Annotated in this window: 20 protein-coding genes; 1 reads left to right on the forward strand and 19 read right to left on the reverse strand. The window is 58.0% G+C overall.

Annotated elements, in window-relative coordinates; genetic code table 11:
* Positions 1-156: 156 nt before the first annotated feature.
* Genes der through scpB form a run of 4 tightly spaced genes read right to left on the reverse strand, consistent with a single transcriptional unit; the run spans position 157 to position 3,946 of the window.
* Positions 157-1,737: a ribosome biogenesis GTPase Der gene (gene der / locus QP934_RS06795; RefSeq protein WP_225746983.1), complete on the reverse strand. Its 1,581-nt coding sequence runs from the start codon at positions 1,735-1,737 to the stop codon at positions 157-159.
* The gene (gene cmk / locus QP934_RS06800) at positions 1,730-2,425 is read right to left on the reverse strand and encodes a (d)CMP kinase (protein WP_419127145.1); all 696 of its coding nucleotides are present in this window, start codon (positions 2,423-2,425) and stop codon (positions 1,730-1,732) included. The genes der and cmk overlap by 8 nt, the downstream gene beginning before the upstream one ends.
* The gene (locus QP934_RS06805; RefSeq protein ID WP_284788698.1) at positions 2,425-3,336 is read right to left on the reverse strand and encodes a pseudouridine synthase; all 912 of its coding nucleotides are present in this window, start codon (positions 3,334-3,336) and stop codon (positions 2,425-2,427) included. Before QP934_RS06805 ends, cmk begins: the two co-directional genes overlap by 1 nt.
* Before the next feature lie 55 nt (positions 3,337-3,391).
* On the reverse strand, positions 3,392-3,946 hold the full coding sequence (scpB, locus tag QP934_RS06810; protein WP_419127146.1) for an SMC-Scp complex subunit ScpB: 555 nt from the start codon (positions 3,944-3,946) through the stop codon (positions 3,392-3,394).
* A gap of 88 nt (positions 3,947-4,034) precedes the next feature.
* Here scpB and QP934_RS06815 point away from each other — a divergent pair, with 88 nt between their 5' ends.
* Positions 4,035-4,601 (forward strand): GNAT family N-acetyltransferase, encoded by a 567-nt coding sequence (locus tag QP934_RS06815; RefSeq protein ID WP_419127147.1) that lies wholly within the window; start codon positions 4,035-4,037, stop codon positions 4,599-4,601.
* On the opposite strand, the gene QP934_RS06820 is transcribed toward QP934_RS06815, so the two are convergent.
* From QP934_RS06820 to QP934_RS06890, 15 genes are all read right to left on the reverse strand, one after another.
* Positions 4,598-5,395 carry a segregation and condensation protein A gene (locus QP934_RS06820; protein WP_198493005.1) on the reverse strand — a complete coding sequence of 266 codons (798 nt, stop codon included), beginning with the start codon at positions 5,393-5,395 and terminating at the stop codon, positions 4,598-4,600. The two genes, QP934_RS06815 and QP934_RS06820, sit on opposite strands and share 4 nt — an antisense overlap.
* 6 nt (positions 5,396-5,401) lie before the next feature.
* The gene (locus QP934_RS06825; RefSeq protein ID WP_049378276.1) at positions 5,402-6,274 is read right to left on the reverse strand and encodes a ParA family protein; all 873 of its coding nucleotides are present in this window, start codon (positions 6,272-6,274) and stop codon (positions 5,402-5,404) included.
* A 127-nt stretch (positions 6,275-6,401) separates the two neighbouring features.
* On the reverse strand, positions 6,402-6,623 hold the full coding sequence (locus QP934_RS06830) for a hypothetical protein (RefSeq protein ID WP_340419811.1): 222 nt from the start codon (positions 6,621-6,623) through the stop codon (positions 6,402-6,404).
* Positions 6,624-7,352, reverse strand: coding sequence for a hypothetical protein (locus QP934_RS06835; RefSeq protein WP_340419810.1), 729 nt, complete (start codon positions 7,350-7,352; stop codon positions 6,624-6,626).
* A gap of 68 nt (positions 7,353-7,420) precedes the next feature.
* Positions 7,421-8,311, reverse strand: a complete 891-nt coding sequence (gene xerD, locus QP934_RS06840) for a site-specific tyrosine recombinase XerD (protein ID WP_225746990.1) — start codon at positions 8,309-8,311, stop codon at positions 7,421-7,423.
* A complete protein-coding gene (locus tag QP934_RS06845; RefSeq protein WP_337888939.1) occupies positions 8,308-8,946 on the reverse strand; it encodes an NUDIX hydrolase in 639 nt (212 codons plus the stop codon). Before QP934_RS06845 ends, xerD begins: the two co-directional genes overlap by 4 nt.
* A 3-nt stretch (positions 8,947-8,949) precedes the next feature.
* Positions 8,950-9,852 carry a copper transporter gene (locus QP934_RS06850; RefSeq protein ID WP_337888938.1) on the reverse strand — a complete coding sequence of 301 codons (903 nt, stop codon included), beginning with the start codon at positions 9,850-9,852 and terminating at the stop codon, positions 8,950-8,952.
* Positions 9,853-9,855: 3 nt separating this feature from the next.
* Positions 9,856-11,007 carry a putative cytokinetic ring protein SteA gene (gene steA / locus QP934_RS06855; RefSeq protein ID WP_419127148.1) on the reverse strand — a complete coding sequence of 384 codons (1,152 nt, stop codon included), beginning with the start codon at positions 11,005-11,007 and terminating at the stop codon, positions 9,856-9,858.
* Between the two features lie 19 nt (positions 11,008-11,026).
* On the reverse strand, positions 11,027-12,697 hold the full coding sequence (gene recN, locus QP934_RS06860) for a DNA repair protein RecN (protein ID WP_419127149.1): 1,671 nt from the start codon (positions 12,695-12,697) through the stop codon (positions 11,027-11,029).
* Positions 12,697-13,581 (reverse strand): NAD kinase, encoded by an 885-nt coding sequence (locus tag QP934_RS06865; RefSeq protein WP_340419807.1) that lies wholly within the window; start codon positions 13,579-13,581, stop codon positions 12,697-12,699. The genes recN and QP934_RS06865 overlap by 1 nt, the downstream gene beginning before the upstream one ends.
* Positions 13,578-14,384 (reverse strand): TlyA family RNA methyltransferase, encoded by an 807-nt coding sequence (locus tag QP934_RS06870; RefSeq protein WP_337888934.1) that lies wholly within the window; start codon positions 14,382-14,384, stop codon positions 13,578-13,580. The genes QP934_RS06865 and QP934_RS06870 overlap by 4 nt, the downstream gene beginning before the upstream one ends.
* A complete protein-coding gene (locus tag QP934_RS06875) occupies positions 14,384-14,545 on the reverse strand; it encodes a hypothetical protein (protein WP_419127150.1) in 162 nt (53 codons plus the stop codon). The genes QP934_RS06870 and QP934_RS06875 overlap by 1 nt, the downstream gene beginning before the upstream one ends.
* Complete coding sequence (locus QP934_RS06880; RefSeq protein WP_239274541.1) at positions 14,536-15,519, reverse strand: HAD-IIA family hydrolase; 984 nt, start codon at positions 15,517-15,519, stop codon at positions 14,536-14,538. The genes QP934_RS06875 and QP934_RS06880 overlap by 10 nt, the downstream gene beginning before the upstream one ends.
* A complete protein-coding gene (locus QP934_RS06885) occupies positions 15,519-16,328 on the reverse strand; it encodes a hypothetical protein (protein WP_419127151.1) in 810 nt (269 codons plus the stop codon). The genes QP934_RS06880 and QP934_RS06885 overlap by 1 nt, the downstream gene beginning before the upstream one ends.
* Before the next feature lie 869 nt (positions 16,329-17,197).
* The coding region (locus QP934_RS06890) for an integrase core domain-containing protein (protein WP_419127152.1) at positions 17,198-17,484 on the reverse strand (287 nt) is incomplete at its 5' end.

The following is a 17,484-nucleotide window of genomic DNA, read 5'->3' on the forward strand; positions in this document are numbered from 1 at the left end:
GCTGAGCCTTCCATCACGAGAGAATTATTAACTGGTTATATCCTATCCAGACCCACATGATCGGACATAAACGGAAAGGCGAGCGAATTCTCACACCGTGTCCGGTACAACAATCGCTCGCCTGAGTGCTATAATCCCAGCGTAACGGGCATACTGCTAGCGCTTCTTGCCGCGCCTCTCCCTCACTCGCACTGCGATGCGGATGGGCGTTCCGTGGAAACCAAACCGCTCGCGGAACTTCCGCTCAAGGTAGCGGCGATACGCCGCGTCCAAGAAGCCCGTCGTAAACAACACGATGGTCGGCGGCTGAGTCGAGGCCTGCGTAGCGAACAATACGCGCGGCAGACGGTTATTCTTCATCGGTGGCGGATTAGCCGCGATAGCCTCACGCAACCAGTTATTCAACTGGCCCGTGGACACACGCTGATCCCAGCTTTCCAGTGCCTCAATCATGGCCGGCTCCAGCTTCTGCAGCGCGCGGCCTGTTTCCGCAGAGATATTCACGCGCGTGACCCACGGCAAGTGGCTCAGCTGCTGATCAATCTCGCGGTCTAAGTAATAGCGGCGATCCTCATCCATGAGGTCCCACTTATTAAACGCAATGACTAGGGCCTTGCCGGCTTCGAGCACCATATTGAGCACGCGCTGGTCTTGCTCGGAGATCTCCTCAGAGGCGTCGATAAGCATGATGCAGACCTCGGCAGCATCGATAACGCCGCGAGTGCGCAAGGACGCATAGTACTCATGCCCCTGCGCGTTCTTCACCTTTTTGCGCAGGCCCGCAGTATCAATAAACTTCCACAGCTGCTCATCCAGCTGAACTAGAGAGTCAACCGGATCCACGGTGGTTCCTGCGACGTTGTCGACCACGGAGCGCTCCTCGCTGGTGAGCTTATTCAGCAGCGAGGACTTGCCCACGTTAGGCTTGCCCACCAATGCGACGCGGCGAGGGCCAGAAGTAATCGCGGTCTGCCGTGGTTCTTCAGGGAAGACCCGCAAAATCTCATCGAGCACGTCCGCACCGCCGCGGCCATGCTGGGCGGATACGGGCCACGGATCACCCAAGCCCAAGGCATAAAATTCCGCCATATCCGCGTACTGATTATCGGAGTCGAACTTATTCGATACCAAAATCACTGGCACAGGCGATTTCTGCAGGCGGCGAGCCATGACCTCATCCGTCTCCGTGATGCCCACTTTGGTGTCTACCACCATAACGATGACATCGGCGGTTTCCATGGCTACTTCTGCCTGGCGGGCAATTGCAGCATGGATACCCTTCACGTTGGGATCCCAGCCACCAGTGTCCTGTACCAAAAAGCGCTGACCGTTCCAGTCCGCAACGTAGGAAATTCGGTCACGAGTAACGCCAGGGTGGTCCTCTACCACCGCTTCGCGGCGTCCAAGGAAACGGTTAACCAAGGAGGACTTACCCACATTTGGGCGCCCGACTACGGCCACCGTGCACAAAGCTTCTTCGGTGTGATCATCGGACTCCACACCAAAAGCACGGGAGAGTTCTTCCCACTCCTCTTCACTCAGAGGCTCTTCTGCGTGCGCACCGTCGCCATAATCAGCCTCACCAAATTCTGAGTCATCGAAGTCATAGTCGAATTCCTCGGTATTGAAATCATCGGCGGCCCAACCAGGAGAGGCCTCTACCACCTCATCATCGAATTTTCCGGCCGGGTAGTGGAACTGAGTCTCCGACTCTTCCTGGGGATCGTGATTAGTCATTGACAGACTCCTTTACCACGTTAATCAGAGCTTCCAGCACATCCTCTGGGCTCATATTGGAGGTATCGACTAGGGTTGCATCTTCCGCCGGGCGCAGAGGTGAGGCCTTGCGGGAAGAATCCGCAGCGTCTCGGCGCTGGACGTCTGCGAGTACCGTCTCGTAATCCGAAGCGATGCCCGCCTTTTCATTTTGGGCTTGGCGGCGCTGAGCGCGGACCTCGGCAGAGGCAGTCATGAATGCCTTCGCGGGGGCGTCGGCAAGCACCACAGTGCCAATATCGCGGCCTTCTACAATCGCGCGGTGAGCCTCACGAGCAAGCTTGCGCTGCAGCGCAACCAGATTCTCGCGCACCTCCGGAATGGCAGACACGGCGGAAACGTTCCGGGTGACTACGTCTTCTCGAATAACGCGCGAGACGTCCTCGCCGCCGAGGAGAACCTCGGTGGAGTCCGGGTCATCGGATACTCCCAAGGGCAGATTGGCCGTAGCCGCAATAACCGCGGCGGTGTCAGCAGGGTCAACGCCTTCACGCAGCACGGCAAGCGTTGCCACCCGGTACATAGCACCGGTGTCGACGTACTTTGCGTCCAACTGCTTGGCCAGTGCACGGCAGGTGGTCGACTTTCCAGTTCCAGATGGGCCATCCACGGCTAGGATGAGACCGTCATTCGGCATATTAGAAATCATTACATCTCCACCGCCTTGTACAGGCTAGTCAGCTCGCTGGAGTTGAGGGCACGCAGACCGCCAGGCTTCATATCGCCCAGCTGGACTGTATGCAGCTTGGTGCGCACCAGGCGCTGCACGGGGAATCCCGCCTCCTTCAACATGCGGCGCACGATATGCTTGCGGCCCTCATGCAGCTCAAGACGCACTAAGGAATAGCCCTGGTTGGTATCAACTACCTGTGCAAAATCGGCCTTTGCCACTCCGTCTTCCAGCTCGATGCCTTCCTTGAGCTGTCGCACGAGCTTCCTATCGGCCTCGCCCAATACGGTGGCAAGGTAGGTCTTGGTCACCTCGTACTTGGGGTGCATCAAGCGGTTGGCTAACTCGCCATCATTAGTGAGGATGAGCAGGCCTTCCGTATCGGCGTCGAGGCGGCCGACGTGAAACAGTCGCTGGCCAGCTGCGACCTTTTCTGAAACCACGTCACCCACGCACGGGCGCCCTAGGTCATCAGACATGGTGGACTGCATGCCGCGCGGCTTATTGAGCACAAAATATTCGTGCTTTTCATTGACATTGACGCGCACACCATCTACTCGGATGACATCAACGGAGGGATTTACCTTGACGCCTTGTTTGGCGATGATCTTGCCGTTGACCTCAACTCGGCCGGCATCGATGAGGATTTCTGCGTGGCGGCGGGAAGCGACGCCCGCCTTGGCGAGCACCTTTTGGAGGCGCTCTCCCTTGGGCTTGTCTTCATCGACCAGCCAATCGGCGCCCAATTCGCGGGCTACGGATTCTGCGGTAGCCTTCTGCTTTTTCTTTGATACATGCTGGTGGCGGGCCGGCTTGGCATTGGAGACAATGATGTCACTGTCTCGCTGCTTCTTATCCGGTGTGCCGTCACGGCGAGCGGGAGGAGTCACGTACGTGTCCTTTTCTCTCGAAGATATGAAATTACCTGGGCAATCCTACCCCACGCTAGTACTCTTCGTCGATCGCCTCTACATCAGGCAACAGCGGCGCCAAGTCTGGCAGGCGCTCCAAAGAATCGATCCCCAACAGCTCGAGGAACAATTCTGTCGTCTCGTACCGGTGAGCGGAGCCCTCAAACTCATCCTGCGGCAACTCTCGGACCAATCCACGCAGGTTAAGGGTTCGCATAACACCGTCAACGTTGACGCCGCGAACCGCCGCCACCTGCTGGCGAGTAACGGGCTGGCGATAGGCCACTACCGCCAAAGTCTCCAGGGCAGCGCGGGAGAGTTTGGTTTGGGCGCCATCCAAGAGAAATTCTTCGACTGCCCCGGCATTGTCGGTGCGCGTATAAAAGCGCCACCCTTCCTGGGTCTCGCGCAGGTCAATACCAGAACCGCGACTATCCAACTCCCGCTGAATAGAACGCAGGCAATCACTGACGACGCCCCTTTCCGCCCCCAGCGCACGCGCCAATGACTCCACAGAGGCTGGGGAGTCGAGCACGAGCAATATGGACTCAAGACGGGAACGCAGCTGCGAGATGAGGGGAAGATCCATAGCGCCCGAGTTTACTGGAGAAGAGAAAATCGCTGAAAATTATCCAAATCACTTTCGGTGCCGCTTGTGATGCGTGTAACATATTGTCATGGAAACTATCACTCGCACCGACAGACTCATCCTCATCCCGCTGTCCGCCGCCAATACCGAAGAGACCCACAAGGTCTACAGCGACGGACGCATCTGGAGCCACCGCCCCAACGGGCGCTTTGCCGATATCCGCACCACCCGCGCACTCGCACAAGCATCCTCTCAGTCGTGGGACGCCCACCACTTCGGGCCTTGGGCCGCCTATTTGCGCCATAACCCTTCGGAATTCGTCGGTGTCGGTGGTGCCATCTTCGTCGAAGAGGCAAACTTCTGGGACATCAAATACCGCCTACGCCCCGCCCATTGGGGTTCAGGCTTTGCCACAGAGATCACCTCGGCGGCGTTAAAGAGTATCCGCCAAGTTGATCCCGAGTCCCCCATCACGGCCCGCGTTACGACAAACCACCCGGCAGCCATCCGGGTCATCGAAAAGCAAGGGCTCCAACAGGTATGGGAAGGGCGCCGCATAGGCACCGAAGACAACCCCGAGGAACCAGACGTACGCGTCTACTCCGACCGCGAGCTCTCCCCCGAGACGCTGAAATTCATCCAGCAGCGCCCTTAGTCCCAATTCGCTGCGGCAACTACCGCTGGGTCAACATCCAGGCCTGTCCACGATAGGTCCAGCTGACCCAGCGCTTCTTCTTGTTGTGCATCAACCGCCTTGGCCTTGTACAACTCCAACAGGGCCAAGAAACGCCCCACTACCTGCATAGAAACCGTACAGTCGCGGGTTAGTGCACCAAAGCTGGTCCATTGACCTGCGCCGAGTAGCTTGAGTGTTTCCAAAATCTTGCCGGCCTGCTCTGGCACCGATACTGCTACGGCGTGTACGTGACCGGTTGCCACTTCCTCCGGTGGCTTGGGGCGGAACACACCCGCCGCTAGCTCGGCAAAACTGGCCGGCGTATGGCCGAGCGAAACTGGAGGCAAAAGTTCCGCAAACTTCTCCTCGATGGAAACCGCACGCGGATAGCTGCGCTGCGCCTCGCGCTGCCACACGGCGAATTGGTCCGCGGCTTGCTTATAAGCCTTGTACTGCAACAGACGGGCAAAAAGGAGATCGCGCGACTCCAGCAGTTCCAAGTCTTCAATATCGTCGACATCACCGCGTGGAAGAAGCCGCGCTGCCTTCAAATCCAAAAGCGTGGCTGCCACCAATAAAAAATCAGTGGTCTCATCCAGATCAGCAGATGCGCCCAACTGGCGTGTATACGCCACAAATTCGTCCGTTACTTCTGACAGCGCAACCTCCGTCACGTCCATCTTCTTGGACTGAATAAGCTGCAATAGCAGGTCAAAAGGGCCTTCAAAATTTCGCAGTGCAATGCGAAAGCCCGTAATCTCCGGCTGGGTCACGATACCTTAAACGGTCGAGCGCTCGATGACCTCTTTGGCCAGGTTCCGGTACTGCTGTGTGGCCGGGGAGCTGGGCGCCCAGGTAGTAATCGGCTCTCCGGCTACCGAAGTCTCTGGGAATCGAACGGTCCGGGTAATGACTGTGTCAAAGACCTTATCGCCAAAGTAATCCACCACTCGGGACATCACTTCCCGGGCGTGCTTGGTCCGGCGATCAAACATGGTCACTAGGATTCCCATGACCTCAAGATCAAAGTTAATGCGATCAGAAACCTTCTCCACGGTATCGGTCAACAGCGCCAAACCGCGCAGGGAGAAGAACTCGCACTCCATAGGGATGATCACACCCTGTGAGCAAGCAAGGGCGTTGACGGTAAGCAAGCCCAAGGAGGGCTGGCAGTCAATAATGATGAAATCATAATCGCGGCGCACCGGACGCAAGGCGCGGGCAAGGGTGTGCTCGCGACCGACTTCATTGACCATCTGAATTTCCGCAGCAGAAAGGTCGATATTCGCCGGCACCAGATCCAAGCCCGGTACCCCGGTGTGCTGGATAGCGGAATGAATAGAAGTGTGACTATCGAGCATCACGTCATAGATGGTGTCCTCGATATCGTCATGCGTGAGCCCGAGACCCGCCGAAAGCGCACCCTGGGGGTCAAGGTCAACCAAGAGGACTTTACGGCCGTATTCCGCCAAGCAGGCACCCATATTGATGGTTGAGGTGGTTTTACCTACGCCACCCTTTTGGTTACACATCGAAATGATGGTGGCCGGCCCATGTTTTTCCAAGGGTGCGGGTTCCGGTAACTCACGGATAGGACGACCGGTCAGCCCCACCTCTACGTCAGAGGCAGAAAATAGACCCTCTTCGCTCACAGTCACACCTGCTTCCTTGACGCCAAGTTCCGGACCATGACACTTGGCTTAGGGTTGATTACAACGTTGTCATTAAAGCGTACCCGTTACAGGTTAAAAGTACCGAGACTTAGTCTATATCAAGTGTTTAGCATTGACTGGAACGGCGTTTGCGGATTGCCACCAGAGCTATGAGCGCGATGAGTACCGCCGCAGCTGCCCCTCCAATAATCCAGCCCAAATGTGAGCCGCCGTCTTCTTCTTTGGGTTCCTTTCGCTGGCGCTCATCGAGGTTTTGCGCGGCGGATTGATAGTTAGGGTCCTGTAGGGTGACGATGAGTGCGGCCCCAGAACCGTCATTGCGAAGCAACTACATGATAAAGGGATTATCAGGCGCCTCGCCCTCCGGATAAGTCAAGGTGAGGGTTCGAGAAGAGGCGTCCACGTCACGCTTTACGCCTTGGATGATATTGCCCTCGCCATCGAGGTAACGCAGCGTGACGTCGTTTTCTTGCGTGTCCTTGAACTGCTGGTAGAGGTCAAAGGCCTGCTTGAAGCCCATCTTCGCGGTAATAGTATTGCCTTCGATTTTGGATTCAAGGTTGACGTATTCCGCGCCTTCAAGGTTGGCATCCCCAGCAGGCTTGCGCTCCGGCTTTTCACCTGTAACAACCGGCAAGTTGCTATTTTCTTTCGACGGCGCGGGCTTGCCATCTCCGCCCTCGGCACCTTTTCCTGCTGGAGCATTATCACCTCCAGTCGGCTTATCAGAGCCCGAATCCGGCGCTGGAGCTGGGGCCGGTCCGCCTTCCGCGCCATCAATTTCTTCCTGAATGTCCTCCTGCGCAACCGACCCATCGGCTACCAGCGTCAGGGTCGCATTCATGCCTTGGGCGGAGACAGGAACCGAGACTTGGCCGCCTTCTGCTGGGGCGGTGATGGTAGCGGAGGTACCAGAGGCAGACACGCTCCACCCATCGCCGGAGTAGCTGGCTTCGGCCGGCACGGGCAAGCTTACAGTCGTGGTCTGGCCGGCAGGAACCGAAATGGGAGCGGCAATAGCAGCCTCTACTTCCGGCGGCAGCTGGGCGTGTGCCACCGCTGGGAAAACAAGGCGGTAGATAGCACCGCACCAGCTACACGAGTTGAAAACATATAGGTCCTTTCTTAGGCACGGGGATGCGCAGTGCGCCACACCTCGCGCAAGGAATCGGCAGTGACGTGAGTATATATTTGCGTTGTCGTCACCGAAGAATGTCCCAGCAATTCTTGCACGGTGCGCACATCTGCGCCGCCTTCAAGCAGGTGCGTCGCAAAAGAATGCCGCAACGTGTGCGGAGAAATGGACTTTCCCAATTGCGCCCGCTGCGCTGCCGTCTTCAACACAGTCCATGCACTTTGACGCGATAGAGCCCCACCGCGGGTATTGAGAAACAGCGCGGGCGTCTTCCCTTTGCTCAGCGCTGGACGAGCCCGCACCAAGTAGGCATCGAGAGCCTGGCGGGCATGCGAGCCCACCGGCACAATCCGCTCTTTATCTCCCTTGCCCCGCAGGCGTATTACCTCTTGCGCGGCGGACACGTCATCAACGTTCAGGGAAATAATTTCCGAGATTCGCGCGCCGGTGCCATAGAGCATCTCCAGCAGGGCACGGTCGCGCACATCTACCGGGGTCTCAGTAGTAGTCGCTTCAATGAGGGCGGTGACCTCGCCTACCGATAATGTCTCAGGCAAATGCTGCCCGGTTGACGGAGGAGTTACCTCAACCGCGACATCGACGTCCACTATGCCCTCTGACACGGCAAATTTATGCAGTCCGCGAGCAACGATGAGCGCTCGGTTGGCTGAGGAGACAGCCATGTGTGCGCGCAGGTCTTTAAGATAAGCTTCTACCATCGGTCGCGTCACCGACCGCAGATCCTCTACCCCGTTATCCCCCAGCCAGGCAAGGTAGCGGCGGACATCGCGGCGATAGTTGCTCAAGGTATTGGCGGAAACGCCGCGCTCGACTGCTAGATGATTAAGCCAGGTCTGCGCAATGCTTTCGAGCGCACTCACAGCTGTTTTAGGTCCGCGCCCGTGCGGCGGGAGCTCATTGAGGTCGGTCGAAGGTCGAACGGCTCTTCCACACTGCGGGTTCCCTTGCCGCCGCGCAGCACCGCGTAGGCCGCCAAGATGCCGCTACAGGCGATGGAATTGACGATGTCACCGCGCAGTACCTTGTCAACTGCCTCATCGAGTCCCACCCAGGCGATTTCCATATCGGCTTCTTCGTCGCCGGTAGCCTCCATCCGGGGGACGTCGGAAAGCTCCGAGGCAAGGAATACGCGAACCGCCTCCTCGCAGAAACCCGGCGAAGTCACAAGGTCCGTCAACACGGACCACGTCTGCGCGCTTAGGCCGGCCTCCTCCTGCAATTCACGCTGGGCGCCGGTCAGCTCATCCTCACCGCGAACGTCGAGCAATCCCGCCGGCAGTTCCCACAGGCGCTTTCCCACGCTATGGCGGTACTGATACACCATCGCAATACGCTCGTCTGAGTCTACTGCCACAACGGCCACAGCACCTAGGTGCTCGACTACTTCCCGGGAGGCGGAAACGCCACCGGGCATGACTATCTCGTCGCGGCGCAGGGCAATAATGGGGGCTTCAACAAGAAGTTGCGAATCAAGCACCTTGAAATCATGCGCCATGGGCTATTCCTCTCCCGGCAAGGCGGAGTCAGCAGTTTCGGTGGCGCCATAGTGCCCCTGGCCACCATCAAGTTGTTCCTGGGTGGCCAGAATGACCGCGATGCGCTCCACTGCCCGTTCGGTGCCATCGACCGTAGACAGCTCCGCGTCCTGATCACGCACCTGGGCTAGCGCCTTATCATCCTGAGTCTGCTTGGTGCGCCCGCTCAACACCACGGACCCATTGACATCATCCAAACCGGTGGCAAATTCTGCCAGCGCGGTGGACGGATAGCCTCGCAGGCCACTTCCAGATACCACGACGATGGCCTGCGCAGGCACGATGGTGCCGTCCTCGTAGTCAATAAAGCCCTCGTCGCGCAGCTTATGAAGCACGTCTGCACGCTCGTCTACCGAGGCCAAAGGCTTCGTGCTCTCAGGATCCATAGACAGCGCAGTACCCAGGACCTCACCACTGAAGGCTCCTGCAGAATCCAAGTCTTTGATATCTGCCTTCTTGGGCGCGATATCTTTCAAGATGGGAAGCAGCTTGTCCTTAGTTTCGGGGCGCAAGAAGTCCTTGGTCAGCTTAATCTCGCCGGCCTCCGTGGCATCGGAAGACTCCAAGAGCTTCCGAATCGCGTCCACGTCTCCGCCATTGGCGTCATCGGTGGTCACGATGAGCACTGGGCGCTGCGACAATGTCCCGTCAACCATTTCCGCGCCAGAATCGGCCACGAGCTTGTCGCTGGCCTCATTCTGGGTCTGCAGAATCTTATTGTCTTGGACCACCTTGCGGTGCTCCTCGCGTATCGGATCGTCGTCCGCCATGCTGGTGGTCAAGTTCGGCGCAATCACTAGAGCGCCTAAGGCTACGCCTACCGCGGCGCCGAAACCCAAGCCAGCTACGAGCTCAGTCTTTGCCATGCCTTATGCGCCCCCAAAGAGGCTAGACCAGGTTTCGCTAAGGTTGCTGGCAAAGTCCTGGCTGCCGCCGAAACCGACGATGAGGATGACTGCCGCAATGGCAACCAGGATTCCCAGTACTGCCCACAACCAGCCGAGGTTGGAGGACGGCGCACTGTAGAGATTGATCACTGCATCGGCGTCTACCACCTTCGTACCGGCCTTGAGGCGAGACAGCACGGCCGAGGGGTTGGTGCGGTCAGCAAAGATATCATCGAGGTCTACCCCACCGCCGGCCTGCACGATGAGATCCGCGCCGTGGTAATCAGCAAAGAGCAGGCCTAGGTCGGTACCTGAGTGTGTTGCTGCGGGGAAAGTCATCGCGCCGATGCCGAGGTCCTGGATGCGGTCGAGGCCTTCTACCTCCCCTTCCGGGTTCGCAGGAACGATTACGCGGGCGCCGCAACGCAAAGCTTCATCGCTCACGCCATTGGGATCCCCGATAATGAAATCTGGCTTATACCCTTGGGCCAGCAAGGAATCTGCCGCCGTTCCCACTGCGATCAGCAGCGGCTCATACTCGCGAATAAAGTTGCGCAGCTGCTTGAGCTGTTCGCGGTGCCTATCGGTAGGCGAAAAGAGGACAACCTTCCGGCCGACGATTTCGGAACCGGAAGCGGGGACGCCGAGGCCGTCGATAAGCAGCGGGCCTTCCGAGTTAATGAAATCAATGGAATTGCCAAAGAAGGATTCCATATGGTCAATCAGCGCGCCCTGTGCTGCGGTGAAGTTTTTTTCTGCTCGCTCGCGGGTTACCACGCGGCCGGTGCCGAGCGCTTTGTCGCCGCTAAAGACGGTGCCGTCTTCCCCGATGCGCGCCTTTTTGCCCTCTTTGAACTCGGAAACAAAGGACTGTCCCACGCCTTCGAGGAGGGTAATGTCGGCGTCAAGCAACATGTGCGGGCCATAATTAGGGACTGTGCCGGTAGAAAATTCTGCCACGTTAATGACGGCGGAGGGCTTAAGGTCTACGAGAGTTTGAGCCTCGTGGCGAGAGATATTGGCCGCATCAATTACGGCGACATCGCCTTCACTAAACTTTTTCATCCCCTTAGCGCCTGGAGTGCAATCGCGCAGTGCACCAGGCTGCTCGGGGTTACGGGAAAACAGAGCCATGAGCCCTATTGTGGCGTGATTATGGTTTCGAGTGGGCGAGGCGCGCGGAAGCTTCTTCCTGCGCGCGGTCAAAAAGCTCCCGTGCGTGCGCGCGCCCGGTCTCGGTATCGTCCAACCCCGCCAGCATGCGGGCCAATTCCTCTACGCGCTCCTCCTGTGAAAGCTCGGCCACGCCAGAGGTAAATTTCTCCTTCGATACATGCAGGTGCGCATCCGCGTACGCTGCGACCTGTGGCAGGTGCGTTACCACAATCACTTGGTTATGCACCGCCAAGCGCGCCAGGCGGCGGCCGATCTCTACCGCTGCGCGCCCGCCCACGCCGGCATCGACCTCATCGAAGACTAAGGTGGCGCCGTCCTCGTTTGCCAGCACGACCTCCAAGGCCAGCATGACACGGGAGAGTTCGCCGCCCGAGGCAGCAGAGGCAATCGGCTTACCATTCAACTGCAGCTCAGCCGCGTCCGCGCCGGACTTAGAATATTTCGCTTGCGTAAGCTCGACCGTCAGAGTCGAGTTGGGCATGGCCAAGCCGTGGAGCTCCTGCGTCACCTGCTGGCCTAGGGCCTTCGCCGCTTTCCGACGCCCCCTTGTCAGTTCCCCTGCCCGCTCAATCATCACCGATTCAGCGTCTTTGACCTGCTTTTTCAGCTCCTCTAGGGCTTCTGTAGAGGTATCCATGGACTCGAGCTTTGCCGCAGCCTCATTGCGCCAAGCTACGACTCCATCAATATCCCCCGCGTACTTCCTGGTCAACGTGCGCAGTTCCTGCTGCCGCTGGAGGGACTTTTCCAACAGGTGTGGATCCGCCGGCAGCCCGGCTAGATACCCACCGAGCTCGCCGGAGATATCGCCCAGTTGCGACGAGATCTCGCCGAGCCGTTCGCCCAAGGCCGCCAGTTCCTTATCGGTGGATCCCGCCAAGGCAGAAACCGCCCGGCCTAGCAGTGCCGAGGCGGCCTCTTCCAGTTCCTCAGTACCGTCGATGGAAGCCAACGCGATTTCCGCGGACTCGCGCAGCCCATCGACGTCTTGCAGCTTACGAACCAGCTGCACCAGTTCCTCGTCCTCGCCGGGTTCTGGGGCGATGCCATCGATCTCATCGACGGCGAATTGCAGGCGGTCAACCTCCTGCGCCAACTCGCGGCGCTGCTCCGTACGCCGTTTATAGTCCTTGGCGAGGCTGCGCCACTCTTTGAAGGCCTCGGTATAGCGCTCCCGCACACGGGCCAATTTCGGATCCGCACGGTCTACCGCACCCAGTTGTTCTTCGGGCGCGAGCAAACGCAGCTGATCATTTTGCCCGTGGACCGTGATAAGCTCGCGCGCGAACTCACCCAGGGTTGCAGCCGGTACTGCGCGGCCGCCTAAATAGGCCCGCGATCTTCCCGCGGCGGAGACTGTGCGCGAAACGATATATTCTCCGTTTTCGTCGGGCTCTCCGCCTACCGAATCCACCAACTCACGGATCGAGTCCTTTGCGGAAGAAAAATGCCCCTCCACTGCGGCCTTTTTCGCGCCATCGCGCACCCGGGAGGCGTCCGCGCGACCACCGGCTAAGAGCCTTAAACCAGTAACCACCATGGTCTTACCCGCACCGGTTTCACCGGTAAGCACGGTAAGGCCCGCGGATAGTTCCGCAGAGCTCTGGCTAATAACACCCAGATCATTGATGGAAATATCGACGAGCACTACTTCTCCTTCGGCCCGCGCCACCCTTCTACGGGCAGACGCAGCTTCGAGACTAGACGGTCAGTAAAAGGTTGGTCATCCAAGCGTACCCACCGCACCGGACGCGCGCCTCGCACGACCTCCACACGAGCTCCTGGGGGCATTGCGAGCTCACGAAAACCGTCCAAAATCACGGTCGCCGGCGTCGTACGCATAGTTGATTCGACGGCTACTAAAGAATTGGGAGATACAACCAATGGCTTGGTAAACAGCGCATGCGCGTTATTCGGTACTACCAAAATTGCATCCAGAGAGGGCCACAACACCGGACCGCCTGCGGAAAACGCATAGGCGGTGGATCCGGTGGGAGTGGAGATCAGCACCCCATCGCAGCCAAAGGACGACACCGGCCGGCGGTCAACTTCCAAGATTGCATCTAGCACGCCGGAGCGATTTTGGTTTTCTACCGAAGCCTCGTTCAAAGCCCAGCTGCGGTTAAGAAGGGTCCCTTCCTCATCAAAGATAGTGACATCGATGGTGAGTCGATCCTCAATGCGGTACCTCTTATCTATGACCCGCACTAGGGCCTGATCTAGGGATTCGACCTCCCACTCGGCCAGAAAGCCCACGTGGCCTAGATTAATGCCCAGCACCGGAATATCTACGGCACGCGCCATGTCGGCGGCACGGAGGAAGGTTCCATCGCCGCCTAAAACCAACACCAATTCGCACCCTGCGGCCGCATCTTCAGTGTGAGGCACATGCTTTAATCCTGGCAGTACCTTCTCGTCCGCGCACACTCGAACGGTAATTCCCGCACCTTGCAGAAGTTCTGCCGCACGCGACGTAGCCTCCAGGTTCTGCTGACGGTTGGCATGAGGCACCAACAGGATCTCACGTGTCATTGCGGGCCTTCCTCGACTGCGCGGTCAATCATTTCTTCCACTCTAGCCAGATCTGTTGGCAGACCGTCCTTTTTCAGCCACAGGAAGTACTCCACATTGCCGCTTGGCCCAGGCAGCGGGGATGCAACAGCCCCATGCATGCTAAGCCCCAGGGACAACGCAAATTCAGCGACTTCCCTAGTAACTTCTTTACGCAACTCCGGCGAACGAACCACTCCACCGCTTCCGAGGCGCTCTTTGCCCACTTCAAATTGCGGCTTCACCATAGGCAACAACCAAGCGCCGTCCTTCAGACAATCCACAATGGCCGGCAAAACCAAGCGGAGGGAAATGAAGGACAAGTCGCCTACCATGCCGTCGCAGGGGCCGTCGGTAAGCTCCAGCGTTAAATTCCGGATATTCGTACGGTCTAAAACGGTTACGCGATCATCGTTTTGCAGGCGCCATAGCAGCTGCCCGTAGCCGACGTCGACAGACAGCACTTCCTGCGCTCCGTGTTCAAGGCACACGTCCGTAAAGCCACCGGTAGAAGCGCCGGCATCGAGGATGCGGCCGTTCATGTCGACGTCGAACGCCGCCAAGGCGCCCAAAAGCTTGTGAGCGCCACGTGAAGCCCACTTGTCTTCTTCGGCTTCCTCTACCTTGATGGAAACCTCGGGCTCTACAATCGACGCCGGCTTGTGCGCCTTGAAGCCACCAACCGTGACACGGCCAGACTTAATCATCTCACGTGCCTGCTCACGTGACCGCGCAATCTTTCGGCGCACCAGCTCCGCATCTAACCTACGACGTTGAGGGGGCATTAATTCTCCTGCAATGCATCGCGCAACACATTGTGAGCGCGATCAAGCTGATCTACTTCAGCGGCCAAATCCGCTGCGTCTTCTCCAAGGATCTCTGCTACTTCCGCATCGATCTCTGCCGGCTTCTTGACGGCTCGAAAGTCGTGTGGCTTTACCGCCATTGCGCAACAACCTTTTCCGCACGTTCGCTACGCGGCTGAATATAGCGCGGCGGTGATGGCATGGCCCATGCGACTTCCAACACGGTGCGCAATGCCTGAACGGAGGTAGACTTTTCGTCGCCGCCCTCAAGCAGAAGGTCATGGCCATCGCACCGTGCCGTAAATCCCCCCTGTGCTCCGGGACGAGCAACGGAGACAGGAAGGGCCAGCTCGTGCATCCCTGCGCCAATAAAGTTGGGGCGTGCCTCCACAGGTGCCTCAATCAGCTCCAACTCACCAGAAACGCCGGTGAGCACATGGAAGGTATCCATTGCAGCAGAGTTACCACCTGCAATATCAGTATCCAGACGGTCGCCCACAGCAAGTGGCTTCTTCGCGCCGATTTGCTTTGCCGCAAAAGTGAACATGGCCGGCTCGGGCTTGCCAGCAGATACCGGCTCTACCCCGGTGGCTGACTGGATGGCGGCAACCAGAGAACCATTTCCCACAGCAAGACCTCTCTCAATTGGCAGAGAGGTATCGAGATTCGAAGCAAAGAACTTGGCTCCCTGGCGGATGGCCAAGGCACCTTCAGTCAAGTGCTCCCAGCCAACCGAGCGGTCAAAGCCTTGCACTACGGCAGCAGGCTTGTCATCGGCGCTGGAAACTACCTTGAAGCCCATGTCGCGGGCCAAGTCACGGAGGGAATCGGCACCGATGATAAGCAGCTTCGCCCCAGCTGGGACCTCTTCCGCCGCTAGTTGGAGAACCGCTTGCGCAGAGGTAACGATCTGTTCCTTACCCGCGGTGAGACCGATGTCCGCCAGCATCTTCGTTACTGCCTGTGGGCTGCGCGAAGCATTGTTGGTCACATACACTGCCGGCACTCCGCAGGTGTTGATGACGTCCACCACGTTAGAAAGCGGGCGACCGCCTTCCCACACGGTGCCATCGAGATCGAGAAGAAGAGCATCGTGCTTGCTTAGAACCGTCACTACTTGCACTCCTCAAGGCGCTCGGCAGCATCGGTCCAGTCGCCTTCATCAATAGAAACTGCGTGCTCAAACCAATCCCGAGCCTCTTCCTTCCGGTCTGCTTCTAGCAGAGCATTACCGTAGGCATAAGCGAGACGGCACGCGCTTACCCCGCGGGCATCGCGGTCAGGATGTGCGCGCTGAATGGTGACAACCGCGGACTCAGCTTGCCCCATGTCTAGGCGGGCGCCGGCCAAAACAATGGCCAGCTCAATCTTGGACTCTTCATCAAGTTCCGATGCTTCCTCCGAGCGGCCTAGTTCGAGCGCCTTTTCCGGGCGGCCCAAGCCGCGCTCGCAATCAGCCATTACTGCGAGCATTCCGGGGCCACCGGAAATGCGGCGCGCGGCACGCAGCTCAGCCAAAGCTTCTTTCCACTCGCCGGCGCGATACGCAGCGATTCCGTTGACTTCACGGGCAATTGCGACGCGGCCAGCGCGATCTTTAGCGGCACGCGCATGCCGCAATGCGAGCTTAGGATCATCCTCCATCCAGGTCGCAGCCATGATCATATGCTTAGCGACGGCCTCGGAGTTCTCCTTCGACAGCGACTTCAGGTCCTGCAGCACCATCGGGTCTAGGTCATTGACATCTACCTCCGCCGGGATGTCTGGGTCACTCATGCGACGGTTAATGCGTTCCTCACGGTAACCGGAGCGCTGCGGCGAAAAAGACTTCTTCTTCCGGGAATCGCCCTTAAAATCACGGCCTTTTTTATTGCGTGGCTTGCGGTCACGTCCGCCTCGCCCATTGTGATGGCGCTCCGACATTCAGCCCTACCCTTTCTTGGTTGGAACTAGCACAGAAATACCCGCCCTATTCTACAACCCACAAACAAAAAGCCGGAATTTAGATCCTGACGGGCTGCCGCAGCGTTACCCAAACATTACTCATCACACCAACCCAGACGCTCACCGTGACGAAACGGCTGCTACCACTAGGAACAAGTAGCGCGCCTTGAACGCCGTAGACAACGAATAGCAGGCCCCACAGCGCTTGACGACGCCATGACTTCCTCAACGCAGCCCAATAGAGAAGCACCACCGCAAACGCAACAAAACCACGCCTGTCGCAACGTCCCACCAGCCCTCACTGGCACCCTCACACCAAATAGACAAGAGCACAGAGCCCGGCAGCGCAGCGCCGGTACCGAATAAGACCCTAGTTCCAGAAACATCTAGCGATCTATCAGAAAAGTAGTCAGACGCCGCTAAATCTCCCTAAGCCGCTGCGAGAAATAATCACGGGCATCTTCTTGATTCTGAGCGAATTCCCTGAGCACACCTGGCCAAGTCGGATACGTATCAATAAGGTTCTCTGCAATATTCAGTAATCGGGAGAATGCAATCTCACCCCATCTAACGCCTATGCCTACCCGTTCAGAGTATGCGGTACTGCTCAATGGGCCTAGTGCCCACTGGCTACCAGAAGCAGCATTTATCCATGTACCGCTGATAGCCAGTGTTCGGGAAACCTTGTCTTCGTAGCTGTGCTTGGAGTTTAAGACACCTAGCACCGCCTCGAATGGAAACTCTTTGGCACCCTGAGTGACCTGTTCCGCCTGCTCCGGTGACAGCTCCGCGAACGTCGCAGGAATCGCAAACGCGCGAAACTCTTTGAAGTGCCCCGGGTTTTGTTCCTAGGCATTTGCCTTGATTTCTATTATTGCTTGCGGCGGGTGCTGGTCCCAAAATTCGGTTTCCACTTCGACCGGGGTTCGGTATCCCAAGCTTTGGTGAAGCCTCGTCTCGTTCCACCATGACACCCACTCAAACGTCGCGATTTCCACCTCGACAACCTCATCCCACCTGCGAGTATGGATCAGCTCGTTTTTGTAGGAACCATTAACGTTTTCCGCCAGAGCATTGTCATAGGAATCCCCGACAGTTCCGGTGGAAGCGGCAATCCCGTGCTGGGCAAGACGCT

Origin of the sequence: Corynebacterium sp. MSK122 (assembly GCF_030229435.2) — a bacterium.
Taxonomy (GTDB): Bacteria; Actinomycetota; Actinomycetes; order Mycobacteriales; family Mycobacteriaceae; genus Corynebacterium; species Corynebacterium marquesiae.